14 protein-coding genes and 1 pseudogene are annotated in these 16,249 nt (G+C 66.1%); 9 read left to right on the top strand and 6 right to left on the bottom strand.

Annotation, left to right across the window (positions count from 1 at the left end; all coding sequences use genetic code 11):
- The 3 genes from E8A12_RS17095 to E8A12_RS17085 form a co-directional block, all read left to right on the top strand.
- The coding region (locus tag E8A12_RS17095; RefSeq protein ID WP_293371015.1) for an ATP-binding protein at positions 1–195 on the top strand (195 nt) is incomplete at its 5' end.
- 193 nt (positions 196–388) lie between these two features.
- Positions 389–766: a response regulator gene (locus tag E8A12_RS17090; protein WP_293371013.1), complete on the top strand. Its 378-nt coding sequence runs from the start codon at positions 389–391 to the stop codon at positions 764–766.
- A complete protein-coding gene (locus tag E8A12_RS17085; protein WP_293371011.1) occupies positions 763–2,388 on the top strand; it encodes a winged helix-turn-helix domain-containing protein in 1,626 nt (541 codons plus the stop codon). Before E8A12_RS17090 ends, E8A12_RS17085 begins: the two co-directional genes overlap by 4 nt.
- A gap of 93 nt (positions 2,389–2,481) precedes the next feature.
- Here E8A12_RS17085 and E8A12_RS17080 read toward each other — a convergent pair whose 3' ends face one another.
- Positions 2,482–3,132 carry a sensor histidine kinase gene (locus E8A12_RS17080; protein ID WP_293371009.1) on the bottom strand — a complete coding sequence of 217 codons (651 nt, stop codon included), beginning with the start codon at positions 3,130–3,132 and terminating at the stop codon, positions 2,482–2,484.
- Positions 3,133–3,393: 261 nt separating this feature from the next.
- Between E8A12_RS17080 and E8A12_RS17075 the strand changes: the two genes are divergently transcribed.
- From E8A12_RS17075 to E8A12_RS17065, 3 genes are read left to right on the top strand one after another with little or no spacing between them, the layout of a single operon-like run.
- On the top strand, positions 3,394–4,098 hold the full coding sequence (locus tag E8A12_RS17075; RefSeq protein ID WP_293371007.1) for a 2Fe-2S iron-sulfur cluster-binding protein: 705 nt from the start codon (positions 3,394–3,396) through the stop codon (positions 4,096–4,098).
- Positions 4,095–5,075: a xanthine dehydrogenase family protein subunit M gene (locus E8A12_RS17070; protein ID WP_293371005.1), complete on the top strand. Its 981-nt coding sequence runs from the start codon at positions 4,095–4,097 to the stop codon at positions 5,073–5,075. The genes E8A12_RS17075 and E8A12_RS17070 overlap by 4 nt, the downstream gene beginning before the upstream one ends.
- Positions 5,076–5,086: 11 nt before the next feature.
- Positions 5,087–7,297, top strand: a complete 2,211-nt coding sequence (locus E8A12_RS17065) for a xanthine dehydrogenase family protein molybdopterin-binding subunit (protein ID WP_293371003.1) — start codon at positions 5,087–5,089, stop codon at positions 7,295–7,297.
- A gap of 179 nt (positions 7,298–7,476) precedes the next feature.
- On the opposite strand, the gene E8A12_RS17060 is transcribed toward E8A12_RS17065, so the two are convergent.
- From E8A12_RS17060 to E8A12_RS17040, 5 genes are all read right to left on the bottom strand, one after another.
- Positions 7,477–7,881: a cupin domain-containing protein gene (locus E8A12_RS17060; RefSeq protein WP_293371001.1), complete on the bottom strand. Its 405-nt coding sequence runs from the start codon at positions 7,879–7,881 to the stop codon at positions 7,477–7,479.
- 6 nt (positions 7,882–7,887) lie between these two features.
- Positions 7,888–9,237: a cytochrome c gene (locus E8A12_RS17055; protein ID WP_293370999.1), complete on the bottom strand. Its 1,350-nt coding sequence runs from the start codon at positions 9,235–9,237 to the stop codon at positions 7,888–7,890.
- A gap of 4 nt (positions 9,238–9,241) precedes the next feature.
- Entirely contained in the window at positions 9,242–11,011 is a 1,770-nt protein-coding gene (locus E8A12_RS17050) for a GMC family oxidoreductase (protein WP_293370997.1), read from the bottom strand.
- A gap of 3 nt (positions 11,012–11,014) precedes the next feature.
- Positions 11,015–11,737, bottom strand: a complete 723-nt coding sequence (locus tag E8A12_RS17045) for a gluconate 2-dehydrogenase subunit 3 family protein (protein ID WP_293370995.1) — start codon at positions 11,735–11,737, stop codon at positions 11,015–11,017.
- Positions 11,738–12,448: 711 nt separating this feature from the next.
- Positions 12,449–13,042, bottom strand: coding sequence for a DUF3617 family protein (locus E8A12_RS17040; RefSeq protein ID WP_293370993.1), 594 nt, complete (start codon positions 13,040–13,042; stop codon positions 12,449–12,451).
- 64 nt (positions 13,043–13,106) lie between these two features.
- On the opposite strand from E8A12_RS17040, the pseudogene E8A12_RS17035 reads away from it, so the two are divergent.
- The 3 genes and pseudogenes from E8A12_RS17035 to E8A12_RS17025 all read left to right on the top strand — a co-directional run.
- Positions 13,107–13,202: pseudogene (locus tag E8A12_RS17035) on the top strand (transposase domain-containing protein); the annotation flags it as partial.
- Between the two features lie 250 nt (positions 13,203–13,452).
- Entirely contained in the window at positions 13,453–15,276 is a 1,824-nt protein-coding gene (locus E8A12_RS17030) for a PAS domain S-box protein (RefSeq protein WP_293370991.1), read from the top strand.
- A 574-nt stretch (positions 15,277–15,850) separates the two neighbouring features.
- On the top strand, positions 15,851–16,249 hold a 399-nt coding region (locus E8A12_RS17025), incomplete at its 3' end, for a TMEM175 family protein (RefSeq protein WP_293370989.1).

Below are 16,249 nucleotides of genomic sequence, written 5' to 3'. Positions count from 1 at the left end.
GGATTGCCGCAGAACGACGCCAATCGAATCTTCGACACGTTCTGCTCGACCAAGCCGGATGGCACCGGCATGGGCCTTTCGATCAGCCGCTCGATCGTAGAGGCGCATGGCGGGCGGTTGTGGGCTGAGCCAAATCCGCCTCGCGGCGCCGTCGTGCGGTTCGCCCTGCCAATGGTCGTCGACCTCCCTCGCTGAGGCTCCCCCGCGATCCCGCAGGCGCCAAGTCGGGCGGCCCGAATGGCTAGCTTCCTAGTACTTCGGCGCTAGTCGACATGGCTTCGCTACGACCTCAATCCACTCACGTGGAATGGTCGGCGCCCTCGCGGCGAACTACCGTTCGCATTGTTTGGTGCGGGCAGGTGGTGCGAGCGTGACAGTTGGAAAAGCAGTGATCTCGATCGTCGACGATGATGAAACAGTTCGAGAAGCGATGGCGCGTCTGATGAAGTCGCACGGCTATATCGTTCGGACGTTCGATTCAGGGCCGAGTCTGCTCAATTCGGAGCATCGCTCCGACGCCGACTTCCTGATCGCCGACGTGCAGATGCCGGAGATGACCGGGCTTGAACTCCACGATCAGCTCGTCGCCGCGGGTGACCGCACGCCCACCGTTCTGATCACCGCCCACCCCAATGAGGCCATGCGCCTGCGGGCGCTGCAGGTCGGCGTGCGCGGCTACTTGACCAAGCCCATCGACGAAGACGACCTCCTCAGGCTGGTGCGCGCCGCCGTGGAGGAGAGCGAAGCGAACGGGAGACGCAGATGATCATGTCCATGGCGGTTCCGAGGGAAGGGGCGCCAGCCAGCTGGATGCCATCCCATGACCCGCGGGAGCCCGGAACCGCGCCGCTGGCTGCCGCTGATCGGTCCAATCGCCAGGCGCTGGTGTTCGGACGCTTCCGCTTCGTCGTGCACAGCCGCGAATTGACGGCGGACGGTGTTCCGGTGCCGATCGGAAATCGGGCCCTCGAAGTGTTCAGTGTACTGATTGAAGCGCGCGGAGACCTTGTCACCAAAGACGAACTGCTGAGCCGTGTGTGGCCGACCACAACGGTCGAAGAAAACAATCTGCAATTCCAGATTTCAACCCTGCGCAAGGCGCTGGGGGCGGATCGCGGCCTGATCAAGACCTTGTCCGGCCGAGGCTATCGCTTCATCGCCGAGGTCGGCGTGGAAAGCCACTCCGGCCCGTCCGAGTGGAGAAACGCCCGTCTCGAGAGAGACGGCGAGCCCGGCGACGGCGCCTATGAGGCGGCCGCCTCGAACAATCTGCCCGCGCCCACGTCGGAAATCGTCGGGCGAGAGCCCCATCTTTCGGACGTCGCCGCCATGGTCGAGGCGAACCGATTGGTCACCTTGGTCGGCGCCGGCGGGATCGGAAAGACCCGGCTCGCCGTTGAACTTGCCCGTCGGCTGTCGCCGGCGTTCGACGGCGGCGTGAGAGTCGTCGAGCTGGCCCCATTGGCGGATCCCGCGCTCGTGCGGTCGGCCGTCGGGGCGGTGCTTGGCCTGGGCGATGACGCGGCCTCGGCCGCGCGTATTGCCTCGGCGCTCGGCTCGAAGCGAATGCTGCTGGTGCTCGACAACTGCGAACATGTGATCCAGGCGGCGGCGAGCGTGGCCGAGGAACTCCTGCACGCCGATGCGCGCCTGCACCTGATCGCGACCAGCCGGGAACCCTTGAGGGCGGATGGGGAGTGGATCTACCGCGTGCCGCCGCTCGAGGTCCCGCCTGAGGACGCCGACGGCCTTGACGAGGTAATGCAGTACAGCGCCGCAAAGCTGTTCATGGACCGCACCCGAGCGGCCGACTCGCTCTCGCGCTTCGATGGCTTGGCCGCGGCGGCGGCGCTGATCTGTCGGCAGCTTGATGGAATACCCTTGGCGATCGAACTGGCGGCGGCGCGCGCGGCCACCCTGGGCGTCGAGGAGTTGGCGGCTCGCGTGAGCGATCGGCTGGGCCTGCTGACCGATGGGCGCCGAACCGCCCCGGCAAGGCATCGAACCCTGCGCGCGACGCTCGACTGGAGCTATGAGTTGCTGACCGAACCCGAGCGGATCGTCATGCGGCGTCTCGCGGTCTTCGGCGGTGACTTTACCCTGGAAGCCGCCACGTACGTGGTTGGCGTCGGCGAAGTCGCAGACACCGAAGTCGTAGAAAACCTGGCGAGCCTGGTCGCCAAGTCGCTTGTCGCGGCCGACGTTCGGGGCCCGACCTATCGCTATCGGCTGCTCGGGACGATGCGCGACTACGCCATGGACAAGCTGGCGGAAAGTGGCGAGTTTGACGCCGTCTCCAGTCGCCACCTCGGCGTTCATCAGGTTCGGTTCGATCGCGCGGCGCCGAAGGCTCGCGGCGGCTCTGAGGCCCACCTGCTCGAAGCTTAGCCGTTTAGTGGCGGCGCTGTGGACTGCCCCGCCAAGATCGCCGTAAGTCCCACCACAATCCTCCGCGCGCGCTCAACCAGCGCCGAGCGCAGCCTAGATTGCAGGCTCCGCCGGAAGGGTTAGTCGAAAGCATAGTCCGTCGCTCCGGGTTTCAAACTCGACCACCGCTTCCAGGCGGATGGCGAGCGCGCGTATCAGGTGAAATCCCAGGCCGCTGTCCTTGTCCGCGTCGAAGCCCTGTGGAAGGCCTGGACCATCGTCGGCGATCTCGATCACCAGGTGCCCGTCGGGGTCTTGGCGGCCTCCGACGCGGATCTGGCCAACCTGCCCCAATCGATATGCGTGCTTGACCGAGTTCGTGATGACCTCAGCCACAATCTGGGTCAGGGGAAGGATCCGATCCGGCGGCAGCCAGCAGCCCGGCCGGACGTCCTCGGTCAGCGCCATTCGTCCCCCGAGAACCAAGGACAGGGGCTCACAGATCTCGTGCAACTGTTCTGCGAGATCGACGGGCGCGCCGTAGGCCCCATCGGCGAGCGACCGATGCAGGCGCGCCATCGCGTCGATCTGGCCGCGAAGGCTCTCAAGGATGAGCTGAACCCCCTCGACGGTTGGCTGAAAGCGCTGTCGGGCCAGATCGGCCGACTTGAAGCGCACGAAGCCCGACAGCAGCGCCAGGTGGTTGGCGAAGCGATGATCGGCCTCGCGGGCATCCGCGACCGCGAGTTGTTCCTGGCGCACCATTCGACCTCAGTCCCCAAAGACATGATCATCACGGATCGCAGTCTATCTGAGGACCGGGTCGCGTATCCTTGGCTGAGTATTGAAATCACTTGAGAACATCTGAGCAGACGCCGGTCGCTGCGGTCGCAGGGCGCGGGCGCTGTCGTCGTTCTGACCCCGTCCGTCGCGCGCAGCTTTTCTCAGGACAACTCAGTGGCCGCGCAAGGACGTCAGTTCGGTCCTGCCCGTAGCTTGATGTCACACATCAGTTGGATATCGGCGATGAGCAAACTGCCCCTCCGCAGTCGCAGCAAGGAGAGCCTCCGTAGTCGCATCAAGGAGAGCAAGGGGTTTCACCTGTCGCGACGCGAGGCCATCGAGGCTGGCATCGCCACCGCCGCGGTGACGTATGCCCGCAGCGCCGGCGCCGCCGCGCTGGCCGGCGGGCGCTCTGAACTCGAAGACCGACCTGTCGCGGTGGACGTGGAACTCCAGGTGAACGGCAAGACGCACCGCCTGTCGTTGGATTCACGCACCACCTTGCTTGACGCGCTTCGGGAACACCTGGCGCTGACAGGGACTAAGAAGGGCTGCGATCATGGCCAGTGCGGTGCGTGCACCGTGCTGCTTGGCGGGCGTCGCATCAATTCCTGCCTCGCGCTCGCCGTGATGCACGACGGACAATCGATCGAGACGATCGAAGGGCTCGCGGACGGCGAGGCGCTGCATCCGCTGCAGGCCGCTTTCATCGAACATGACGGTTTCCAATGCGGTTACTGCACGTCAGGGCAGATCTGCTCGGCCCTCGGCATGCTGCGCGAGAGCCGCATAGGCATGCCGAGCTATGTGACCGACGACCTTATGCAAGCCCGGCCGGACCTGACGGACGCGGAGATCCGCGAACGCATGAGCGGCAACATCTGCCGTTGCGCCGGCTATCCGAACATCGTGGCGGCGATCCGGCAGGCAGCGGATCAACAGCCATGAAAGCCTTCACCTACGAACGCCCCGGCACCGTCGAACAGGCCGCGGCCGCCGCGTCCCAACCGGGCGCAAAGATCATTGCTGGAGGCACCAATCTCCTCGATCTGATGAAGCTTCAGGTCGAGACGCCGCAGCGTCTGATTGACGTAAGCCGGCTTCCGCTGGACAGGATCGAGGAGACGCCAGAGGGCGGTCTGCGGATCGGCGCCTTGGTGCGCAACAGCGACCTTGCCGCCGAGCCCCGCGTTCGGCGCCGCTACGGCGTCCTCAGCCGCGCGCTATTGGCCGGCGCCAGCGCGCAACTGCGAAACAAGGCGACCACCGCCGGCAACCTGCTGCAGAGGACCCGATGCAGCTACTTCTACGACATCACCCAGCCCTGCAACAAACGCCAGCCGGGTTCGGGCTGCGCAGCTCTTGGAGGTTTCAACCGCATCCACGCCGTCCTCGGCGCCAGCAGCCAGTGCATCGCCACCCATCCTTCCGACATGGCGGTCGCCATGCGCGCCCTGGACGCCCGGATCGAAACGGTGAGCGCAGATGGCCGCGCCCGCGCCATTCCGATCGAGGCGTTCCATCGCCTGCCAGGCGCAACCCCCCAGGTGGAAACTGACCTGCAGCCAGACGAGGTCATCACCTCGGTCACGCTTCCCCCGCCGCCGCCGGGGGTCCAAATCTACCGCAAGGTGCGCGACAGAGCCTCGTACGCCTTCGCGCTTGTGTCGGTCGCCGCGGTCGTGGCCGTTTCCGACGGGCGGGTCCGATCCGCCCGAATGGCGTTCGGCGGCCTTGCGCCGAAGCCTTGGCGGGTCGTGGGTGCGGAGGAGGGCCTGGTCGACCGCACCGCCGTTGCGGACAGCTTCAACGCCGCGGCGGACGCGGTTCTGGAGGGCGCGCGCGGGCACGGCGGCAATGACTTCAAGATCCCGCTGGCGCGCCGAACGCTTTGCGCCGTCTTGGCCGAGATCACGCAGGCCTGAAAGTACGTCCCATGCAGATGAACACGCCCGTCGGCCCTAACGCGCTCGACACCGTCAAGGACGGATGGGTCGGCAAGCCCCTGGATCGCGTGGACGGTCGGTTGAAGGTGACGGGCGGCGCCACCTATTCCTACGAGGTGCTGCAGGCCCCGAACACGGCGTATGGCTACGTCGTCCAGGCTTCGATCGGCAAGGGGCGGATCCTTTCCCTGAACACGCGGGCGGCCGAGCGTGCGCCTGGCGTGCTGTACGTGCTCACCCATCTCAACGCGCCGCCTCAGGGCGAGGGAAACCACCATGAGGCGCACCCGGTCCTGACCGGACCGCAAGTGGCGTACTTCGGCCAACCCATCGCATTCGTGGTCGCGGAGACCTTCGAACAGGCTCGGGCGGCCGCCTATCTGGTTGAGGTCAGCTACGATCGCCAGCCTGGGAACTTCGTCCTGGCCGACAATCTGAATCGCGCTCGTAGGCCTCAGTCGACCGGAGCGCCGGCGGACAGCGCCGTGGGCGACTTCGACTCCGCGTTCGCCGCAGCGCCCGTGAAACTGGACGTCGAATATTCCACGCCCCAGCAGGCCCACGCGATGATGGAACCCCACGCCAGCCTGGCGGTGTGGGACGGCGAAAACCTCACGCTCCACACCGCAAACCAGATGCTGAGCCAGGGGCGGCTCGCTGTGGCGAGAACCCTGAGGATTCCGGTCAAGAACGTGAGACTGGTGAGCCCCTACATCGGTGGCGGGTTCGGGGCGAAGCTGTGGGTGAACGCCGACGCCATCCTGGCGGCGATCGCTGCGCGCCAGCTGCATCGGCCGGTCAAGACCGCTCTGACCCGCCAGCAGGTGTTCCATGTCACCACCCACCGCTCGGATACCGTCCAGCGCATCCGTCTGGGAACGGACCGAGAGGGACACATCCTGGCGATCGGCCATGACTCCTATTCGGGCAACCTGCCGAGCGAGCAGAGCTACGAAGCCGCCGCGATGCAGACGCGGACACTTTACGCAGGACCCAACCGGTTGACCCGACACCGCTTGGCGGCGCTCGACATTCCGATCGCGTCGTCCATGCGCGCGCCCGGCGAGGCGGTGGGCCTGCTGGCGCTGGAATGTGCGATGGACGAGCTGGCCGAGAAGCTTGAGCTCGATCCCATCGAACTCAGGGTGCGCAACGAACCGGATGAGGATCCGGAGCGGCATGTTCCATATTCAAGTCGCCACCTCGTGGCGTGCCTACGGGAAGGCGCGACGCGCTTTGGGTGGGCCTCGCGCCACCCGCGGCATGGCCAGGTCCGCGATGGGCGCTGGCTGGTCGGCATGGGCGTCGCCGCCGCCACGCGCGGCAACCCGCTGCAGCCTTCCCAGGCCACGGTTCGGCTGGGACCGGACGGCATCGCCACGGTGCGCATGGCGATGACAGACATCGGAACCGGAACCTACACCATACTCACCCAGATCGCCGCCGACATGCTCGGCCTGCCGCCGGATCGGATCCGCATCGAGATCGGCGACACGGCCTTTCCCGAAGCCGCGGGTTCGGGCGGCTCGTTCGGCGCCGCCAGTTCGGGCTCGGCGCTGTTCGACGCCTGCAATCGGCTGCGAGGCAAGCTCGCCGCGGCCGCCGGCGTCGACGCAAGAGCGGCTCGCTTCGCCGACGGCCGACTGCAAGCCGGGGGTCAGTCGCGGGCGCTGACCGATCTGGTGGGGGCCGGCGGGCTTGAGGCCGACGGAGAGATCCGGCCCGGCGACACCGAACACACGTTCTCACAACAGTCCTACGGTGCGCATTTCGCCGAGGTTGGGGTCGACGCGGACACCGGCGAGGTCCGCCTGAGAAGGATGCTTGGCGTGTTCGCCGCCGGCCGCGTCCTGAATGCCAAGACCGCCCGCTCCCAGGCGATCGGGGGCATGGTCTTCGGCATCGGCGCGGCGCTGGAAGAGGGGCTGGTGCTCGACCGGCGCTCCGGCGCGTTCGTGAACCACGACCTGGCGGAATACCTTGTGCCGGTCCACGCCGATGTCCCTGCGATCGAGGCGTTCTTTCTTCCTGAACTCGACGACGCGGCCAATCCCCTCAAGAGCAAGGGGATCGGCGAGTTGGGGATCTGCGGCGCCGGCGCGGCGCTCGCCAACGCGATCTACAACGCCTGCGGCGCACGGATTCGCGACTATCCGATCACCCTGGACAAACTCCTCCCGGTGCTTCCGACCCAGTCCTGACGGCGACGGCGACAGCCAAGGCCTGAACTTCCTGGCGCGCCTGAGCGCCGGGCTATCCCGGTCGCGAGGTTCGCAGGCTCGCGCCTGCGTCGCCAATTGCCGCGGCGATCCATGTCGAGGCGGCCGTCGGGGAAATCGGTCTCGCGACCGGCTGTTGGCGGCCGCAGCGGCCAGTTCGATCAGGGCGCGGGCGAGGAGATCGGCTGCCGTTTGTCGACGACGTAGGTCGACAGCATCGTCAGCGCGCCCGACCCGGCGTTTTTGACGCTGTGAACCGTTCGGGCGGGGATCGAGAAGCTGTCGCCCGCGGCGAGGGTTCGCTGCGGCTGGCCGGTGACGCGCAACTCGGCGCGCCCTTCGAGGACGTAGCCCATCTCGGCGCCTGGATGCGTGTGGGGCAGGACCTCGCCGCCGGCGTCCACCACGGTCCTCACGGTGACGCTATGGTAGACGGGCGGTGGAAACGGCTGGTCCTGCAACGTCGTCTTGTGCACCGTGTTCGGCTGCGAGATCGCGGCCGGGGCCGATGCCAGCGTCAGGACGACGAGAGAGGCGAAACTCAGGCTCAGTCTGGCGGCGGACATGATCGTTCACCCTTGATCGCCGGAGTTGGCGGTGTAGTGCGTCGCCTGCAGGCCGAGACGACGGCGCAGGGTGCGGACTTTTGAGGCGTCGACCGGGGCCGCCTGGTTGCCCCAACTGTTGCGGATGAAGGTGGAGACATCGGCGACCTCATCGTCGGTGAGCTTCCAGGCGAAGCTGGGCATGATCAGCGGCGACGGACGGGTCGCCGTCGGGCCGACGCGACCCCCCGCCAGGATCAGGTGCTCAAGCCCGGTCGGATCGGCCTGCTGCAGCATGGCGTCGTGGCCGAGCGGCGGGAAGAAGCGCGGCTGCCCGACGCCGTTCTCGAGGTGGCACGACGCGCAGGCGTCAGAATAGATGGCGCCGCCCCGACGCATGGCGCCTGGGTCCGGCGTCCCCGGGGCGCGATCCGGGCTGGCGGTCTGGCTCTTGAGGTAGACGGCGATCGCGCGGCGATCCTGGTCGGACATCAGGGAGGTCGAATAGGAGACCACCTCGGCCATCGATCCGCCCGCGCTGGCACGGGCGTTGCGGCCGGTGCGCAGATACTCGGAGATGTCATCGACGCTCCAGGCGCCGAGACCGGTGCGCGCATTGGCGGTCAGGTTCGGGGCCACCCAGTTGTCGACGTCCCCCCCCTGCAGCGCCTGGTCGGACTTGGCCGCGCCAAAGAAATTCAGTGGCGTGTGGCAGCCGCCGCAATGACCTAGTCCGCTGACGATCTCGGCGCCGTGGTTCCACTCGGCCGACTGGCCAGCGTCGGCCTGAACATCGTGAGGCCTGAAGAAGAGCAGGTTCCAGCCCTTCACCATGAACCGGATGTTCAGCGGGAATGGCAGGTGGTTGGCGGGCGGGACATACTTCACCGCCGGGAGGGTCTTCAGATAGGCGAAGATCGCCTCGTCGTCCGCGCGGCTCGCGCGGCTGAACCAGGGGTAGGGGAACGCCGGATAGAGGTTCTCGCCGTGTGCGCCGACGCCCTCGTGCATGGCCCGGTAGAACTGCTCGTTCGTCCACGCGCCGATCCCGGTGTTCGCGTCGGGAGTGATGTTGGCGGAATAGATGACGCCGAACGGCGTGTTCAGGCCCAGTCCGCCGGCGAAGGGCTGTCCGCCGTCGCGGATGTGGCACGACATGCAATCGCCGGCGATCGTCAGGGCCTGGCCGCGTCGTAACTGCTCGGCGTTCTGTGCGCCGTCAGGGATTATCTCGGCGAGCAGACCTGCCGGCGTGACGGCGCCGAGCGGATGCGCCGGCAGCGAGGGCAGCGCCGGGCCTTGGTCGGCCGCCCAGGTCGCAAGTCCCAGGGACGCCGCGGCGGCGAGACCGAGCAGAGGGGGGGCGAAGCGGCCCATCTTCCTAAGCCTGCACCAGCGCGCCCGGCGCCTTCAGGTACTGGGACTTGATGGCGGCGGCTGCGTGGTAGGTCAGGGCGGCGACAGTGCCGGTAGGGTTGTAGCCGGCGTTCTGTGGGAAGGCGCCGGCCCCCATCGAGAACACATTGGGGACGCCCCAGACCTGCAGGTACTTGTTGACGACGCTGTTGCCGGGATTGTCGCCCATGATCGCGCCGCCGGTGTTGTGCGTCGTCTGATAGGGGACGACGCTCCAGGACCCCGTCCGTCGGTTGAGCTTGATCTCGCGCGGGTTCATCGCCTTCGCCACCTCGGCGGCGCGATCCGTCAGATAGTCCGACATCTTGTGCTCGTTGTCGGTGAAGTCGAACGTCATGCGCAGCATCGGACGTCCGAAGGTGTCGCGGTATGTGGGGTCGAGATCAAGGTAGTTGCCGCGGTGGCTCATGCACGAGCCGTGGACGCTGATGGAAAAGGACCGGAGGTAATTCCGGGCGGCGGCGTGTTTCCACTCCAGGCCCCAGGCCGGTGTGCCCTGCGGCGTGTAGATCATCTCGATAGGCCGGCCGCCGGTGACCATGCCGGCGACATAAGCCCCGCCGATGAAACCGAGGCCGCTGTGGTCGAAGTTGTCGCCGTTGAAGTCGTCGATCACGGTCGCGAGCGCGCCAGCGCCGATGAAGGGATTGAGGATCTTGTCGTCGAAGAAGACGTTCACCGACGACATGGTCTGGTAGGCGTAGTTGCGGCCGACCTGTCCTTTTCCAGTGCTGGGATCGTAGGGTTCGCCGATGCCGGACAGCAGCAGAAGCCGCACGTTCTGCAGGATGTAGGCGGAGAGGATCACCATCTCCGCGGGCTGGAAGTATTCCTGTCCCGCGCTGTCCACATAGGTCACCCCGGTGGCGCGCTTGCGGTCCGCGGTGAGCTCCACCTTCAGGACCTCGCACTCGGTCTTTAAGGTGAAATTCGGCTTGGCCATCAGATAGGGCAGGACGGTCGTCTGAGGGCTGGCCTTGGAGTAGTTGCCGCAGCCGAACTTCTCGCAGAAGCCGCAGTAGGTGCACTCCCCAAGCTGGGCGCCCAAGGGGTTCACATACGGCTGGGAGAGGTTGCCGGTGGGGTGGGGAAACGGGTGGCGGCCTAGGGAGGCTGCGGCCTGGCCAAACAGCGTCGGCGCGTAGGTCTGGGCCATTGCCGGGGTCGGGTATTCGTTCGAGCGCGGCCCTTCGAACGGATTGCCGCCAGGCTGGATCTGGCCGCGAAGGTTGCCGGCCTTGCCGCTGGTCCCGCAGAGCTTGTCGAAGGTGTCGTAGTGCGGCTCCAGCTCGTCGTAGGTGACGCCCCAGTCCTGGACGGTCAGGTCGTAGTCGGTGACGGCATTGCGTCCGTAGCGCTGCTGGTTGTGGCTCTTGGTGAGAAAGTCGGACGGCAGAAAGCGCCAGATCTGTCCGTTCCAATGCACGCCGCCGCTGCCGACGCCGGTGCCGAGCAGGAAGGAGCCCAGGTGGCGCATGGGCAGCGCCTGCTGGCTGGTGTTGTTGCGGATCGTCAGGGTGTCATAGCTGACGTTCTGGAACAGGTGGTGGCGCCACATGTAGCGCAGCTCGTCCTGGGCGAATCCGGTGGCGAAGTCGGCGGCGGTGTCTCGCCAGGGGCCGCGCTCCAGGGCGACGACGCTGAGGCCCTCGTCGCAAAGCTGCTGGCCCATGATGGCGCCGGTCCAGCCGAAGCCCACCAGCACTGCGTCCACCGGCTTGAGGGTGACGGTCATGGCTCAGCGCTCCGTCCAGCCGGGCCGGCCTTTGAAGCCGACCGGAGGGTAGGGGACGCGCTCGCCGTGACGGGTGACCCACTCCTTGTAGTCGTAGTGAGCGCCGGGGAAGCCGATCATCTTCCAGGCGGCCATGTCCTTGTTGCCGCCGTAGATCGGGTCGGAGAGGTAGCCCTCCCTGGTGTTCTGCAGCAGCATGGCGAAGAAGGTCGCGCTGTCGACGCCGCCGTCGAGGTTGATGGCGCCGCTCTCAAGGCCCTTCAGCACCTTGTCCTGGTCGGCCGCCGCCAGCTTGCTGAAGGCCGCGCCGTTGAAGGTCGCGGCGACGTACTTTTCGATCGCAGGGATGGCGGCGCGGTAGAGCTGAGCCGGCGAAAAGCGGCTCTGGTATCCCTGCTGTGGCGTGCCTTTCGACCACGGCCCCGCGAGGAAATAGTGCTGGCCCTGGCCGAACTGTCCGGCGAGCTGGTGATCGAGGAAGAACGGCACGCCGGCCTCGACGGCCCCCGGACCGACGGGATCGGGCGGGATGAGACGGTCGACGGCCGCTTCAATGAAGGCGCGCTCGGCAGAGGTGAAGAAGATGAAGTCGGTCCCGCTCACGCCAGGCGGCGCGTCGGCGGCTCCCTCCTGCCACGGGACCGCCCCGGTGAACGTCTGCGGCGGTCCGCCAAGCATACCGTCGTGGCGGGCCGCGGCCACCGCAGCGCCGGCGGTTCCCGCCACGGCGCCGCCGACAAGAAACCGACGGCGATCAAAGGTGAGATCGACCCGGGCGCTGGACGATCCAGGCTCGTGCGCGCCCGCCTGGATCCCAGCTGCCGCAGCGGAGCCGGACGGCGGCCTCGCCACGGGAAATTTACGGGGCATCTTGGAAGGCCCCCCGCTCCCAAATCAAACTGCCGTCGGGCATGTAGTACTCGGCGCAATCGCAGTCGGAAGGGCCGCGGAGATATGTCTCTCTCAGGCAGCGGATGGCCGACAGGCTGTCTACCGCAGGCTCGCCACCTGGAGCGCTCCTGGCGGCTTGGCCGCCGCGCCGCGGTCCGAGCAGCCTCAGGACGAAGCCCGCTATCGCGCTGGGGCCGGAGGAAGCGTTTGGCTTGGATCGCATCGTTGGCAACCTCTCTTCGCCCGTGGCATGCACGTCGGATGGCGTCCTGCCGTCGCGGTCAGACTTGGCCCAACGCGATGGGCCCGTCCTTGCCGTTTCCCTGAGATTTCATGAGAACGTCCGCGCGGCGCTCGACGCGAACGGCGGCCTTGCTGTGGCGCTCGCGGGAGCCGGCAATGGCGGACTTTGGATCCTTGTCGGCGCCCATGACCGGCGGCGGCTCGTGTTCAACCTTTGGTCGGTCCAGCTATCGGTACGAGGGTCGGAAGGCCGCGTGAGACACAATCCGGACGAGCACATCGACAATCCAACAAAGCGCTGGGCTACGGTTTCGGCGGTGGGACCTTGGCTTGTCCGGAAAGGAATCCACCGAAGTCGAAGACCTCACCGCTCACCTGGCGCATCTGGCCCGATTTGAGATCGGCGGGGCAGTCGCCCAGCAGGGTCAAGTGCATATCCTGCGCGATCGTCTGGGTCTTTCCGCCGAGGTCCATCTCCATTTCCATATGCATCCTCGCCTCGTGCAGGTCCGAAGCCGTTTCGGTCGTCATATGCGAGGTCCAGGCCGCGCCGGCCGCCTTGTCGCAGACCTGTTCCAGCTTCACCCCGCCGTCGGGGGTCTTAGTCCGGTTCTGGGTGCAGCCCTTGGCCAGTGCCGCGAGCGCTTCCGGGTCAGCCTTAAGGGCGCTGAAGAAGCTCCGCATGGTATCGGCGCCCATGCACATCTGCACAGTTTCGGATTTCGGCGGGACCAGATGCGTCACCTCCATCTCGAACAGGCGCGGTGTGGGTAGGAGTTTGGCTACAGCGGCGTCGATCGCGTCGGTCGGCAGTGTGGGCGCGGGCGCTGGCTCCGCCGCCATGGTCGCAAGGCCTACCAGGACCGCCGTCAGCACCGTCAGCCGCAGATACGCCATTCCGGCCCCCCGAAAACGAAAACATTGCGCGCTGCGTCGCGGGATGGCGTCAAGTCGGGTACGGCGGGCCGCCAGGATGTACAGCCTGATCGTCACCGCCAAGCTCAACGACGTCGATCCCCAGGCCTGGCTCGCCGACGTCCTGGCCCGCATCGACGAACTCAAGAACCTTCTCGAGATGCACCGCGAGAACTCAAACCCGGCCAAATGAGCCGGCGGGACCGCGGCCTACGCCGGATGGGTACCAGCTATCCGCGAAGCTTGGAGATGGTCAGGTTCTCGGGCGGCGTGAGCCCCAGTTCCGGCCCCGCTTGCGCTCATTGAGCTCCTGATGGTCTAATTTACCGATTCCGCTGTTCTGCGGAATTCCGAACGGGGTGGCGCCCGTTGGCGGAGGGACATCATAGCGAATGAGCGACTCCCTCATCGCTCAATTGCGACATCTGGCGGCGCTTTGGCTTTTCGGTGTCACCGCGCTGGCCGCCACAACGTGGGTGTGTTTCCAACTCGGCCTTGGCTTCGAGGCCGCCTCATTCTCCCTGCTGATTGTGATCGTCTTTCTCTCGTTGATGGACAGCCTGATCTCGTCCGTCGTCTTTTCGCTCGTTGCCGTCGTTGGGCTCGATTATTACTTTGTCCCACCGCTCTTCACGCCGCTGATCTTCTCCAAGCAGGACCTTTGGGCCCTGGCGACGTTTATTGTGGCCTCTCTTGTCATCACCTCGCTTGTCAGACGAACCCGCCGACTTGCAGACACGGTCCGTGATCGAGCCCGCCTGCTGGATTTGACCCACGACTCTGTCTTCGTTCGCAACCTGGGCGGCGAGATCACCTATTGGAACCACGGTGCGGAGCAGCTTTACGGGTGGAGAAACGAGGAGGCGATCGGGAAGGTCGCCCATGATCTCCTCCAGACCGTCTTCCCACTGCCATTCGAGGAAATCTCGCATGAGTTGTTGGCCTCGGGCCACTGGGAGGGCGAACTCGTACATACCAAAAGAGATGGCTCCAGGGCGACGGTCGCCAGTCGGTGGTCCCTGCAGACGGACGAGAGGGGCCAACGTATCGGGACGCTGGAGACGAACAGCGACATCACCGAACGCAAGCGTGCCGAAGAATCCCTGACCCAGATCCAGGCCGCACATCTGACGGAGGCCCAAAGAATGGGCCGCACGGGCAGCTGGTCGCTGGACATGAGCTCAGGCGTCATGTCCGCCTCGCCGGAATTGTTCCGCATCTTCGGCCTGGATGCGGAAAAGGATGAACTCACCCAGGACTTCGTTCTCAAGAGCGTTCATCCCGACGACCACGCCTTCATCGAGGAGGTGATGCGGCGCCGGGCGACCACGGCGGCTGATTATGAGTACGACTTCCGAATTGTCACCGCGGAGGGGACGATCCGGCACCTTCACAGCGTCTCTCATCCCGTGCTCGGGGAAAGCGGGGTTCTGGTCGGGTATTTCGGCACCGCGATGGACACGACGGAACGCAAGCATGCCGAAGAGGCGCTCCGGCAGGCCCATGACGATCTGGCGCGCGTCAGCCGGGTCAGCATCATCTCCGAACTGACCGCCTCCCTGGCCCACGAGATCATTCAGCCGATCTCCGCCGCTGTCGCCAACGCCAGGGCCGCTCAGCGCTGGCTCGACCCGGAGGCGCCAGACCTTGAGGAGGCCCGGGCGGCGGTGGCGGCGATCGTCAGCAATGGAACCCTGGCGGCCGAGATCGTCAGCCGGACCCGCCGACTCTTCGAACGCGGCGCGCTGCAAGGCGAGGTGGTCGAGGTAAACGACATCATTCGCGAGGCCGTGCAATTGCTGAGCGGCGAGGCGGCGCGCCAGGCGGTGTCGATCCGGACCTTCCTGGAAAGCACCCCGGAAATCCTGGCGGACCGGGTGCAGTTGCAGCAGGTCGTCGTGAACCTCGTGCTGAACGCCTTCGACGCTCTCAAGGAAGTCGATGGAAAGAAGGAAGTCGCGATCCGGTCGCAGCTCGACGGTGAGCAGGTCATGGTCTCGGTGAGCGACACCGGCGAAGGATTGCCGCCGGAGATGGTCGATCGTCTCTTCGAGACCTTCTTTACGACCAAGCCCCGCGGGACGGGCATGGGCCTGTCCATAAGCCGTTCGATCATCACCGCGCATGGCGGGCGGCTGTGGGCCGAGCCCAACAATCCACGCGGCGCGACCTTCCAGTTCGCCCTGCCAATCCTGCCGCAGCAACCGACGGGGTGAAGCCTCTCGTTCGGACCTCCGGCAGCAAGGAGGCTCACGGCGCCGTCAAAGGCGCCAGCGCCCGCGCCAGAGGCAAGGTTTTGTTCGCCGTCCGCCGTCCGCCGTCGGCCGGCCACGCTCAGGACTTCTCACAGGAACTCAGGCCCAGCCCAACGACCGCCCGAGCCGAGGCGGCCGATAACGCCGGCCAGCAGGCGCTGGTCCGCATTTCCCAACGCCGCCCGTGCAGTTTGCCCAACTTGAAGAACGGAGTTCCAAATAGTCCTATCTACGACATTACTCTGAGCACGATGGCGGTCCTCCTGTTCTTCGGCCTCCTGTGCAAATCCTCGCCAGACCGGTGAACCCAAGGCGTTAAACGGGCGATGAAGAGGTCGCCCATGAGCGAGCCTTACATCACGTGAGCGGCGTCGCGGACGACGCCCAAGCCGCGGTTCGGCGACGATTTGGCCTCCTTGGCATCGGGGCTGGCTGTTGGCGTTTTCTGCGCGATCGGGCCCTTGATCGCCCTTTTGAAGCGCGACCGCGTTGATCCAGCCAACCTGGCGTGCCGCTTAGTCATTGGGAGCGACAGGTGCGCGGCCATACGAGAACCTACAACGCCATTGCCGGGCGAAGCATAGACCGGTTGAACGCCATCAGTGACGGTCTCTTCGCCTTCGCGATGACGGTGATGGTCCTGGATATCCGCGTGCCGGCGCACGCGTCGATCCACACGGAAGTCCAGCTCTGGCTTGCGATCGTCTCCCTCGCTCCACAATTCGTGACCTACCTGCTCAGCTTTCTAACGCTTGGGATCTTTTGGGTGGCCCAGCAGACCCAACTGGAGCGCATGAGAGAAGCTGACCGCGACTTCACCTGGCTGCACCTGCTCTTCCTCGCCGCCGTGGCCGTGCTGCCGCTGACCACGCGCCTACTGGCCGAGTACATCACGTTCCGCGTCGCGCTCGCGCTCTATTGGGCCAACATTCTG

Source organism: Phenylobacterium sp., from assembly GCF_004799395.1.
Taxonomy (GTDB): Bacteria; Pseudomonadota; Alphaproteobacteria; order Caulobacterales; family Caulobacteraceae; genus Phenylobacterium.
The sequence above is the reverse complement of the archived record's forward strand: the minus strand, read 5'-3'. Positions and strand labels throughout refer to the sequence as shown.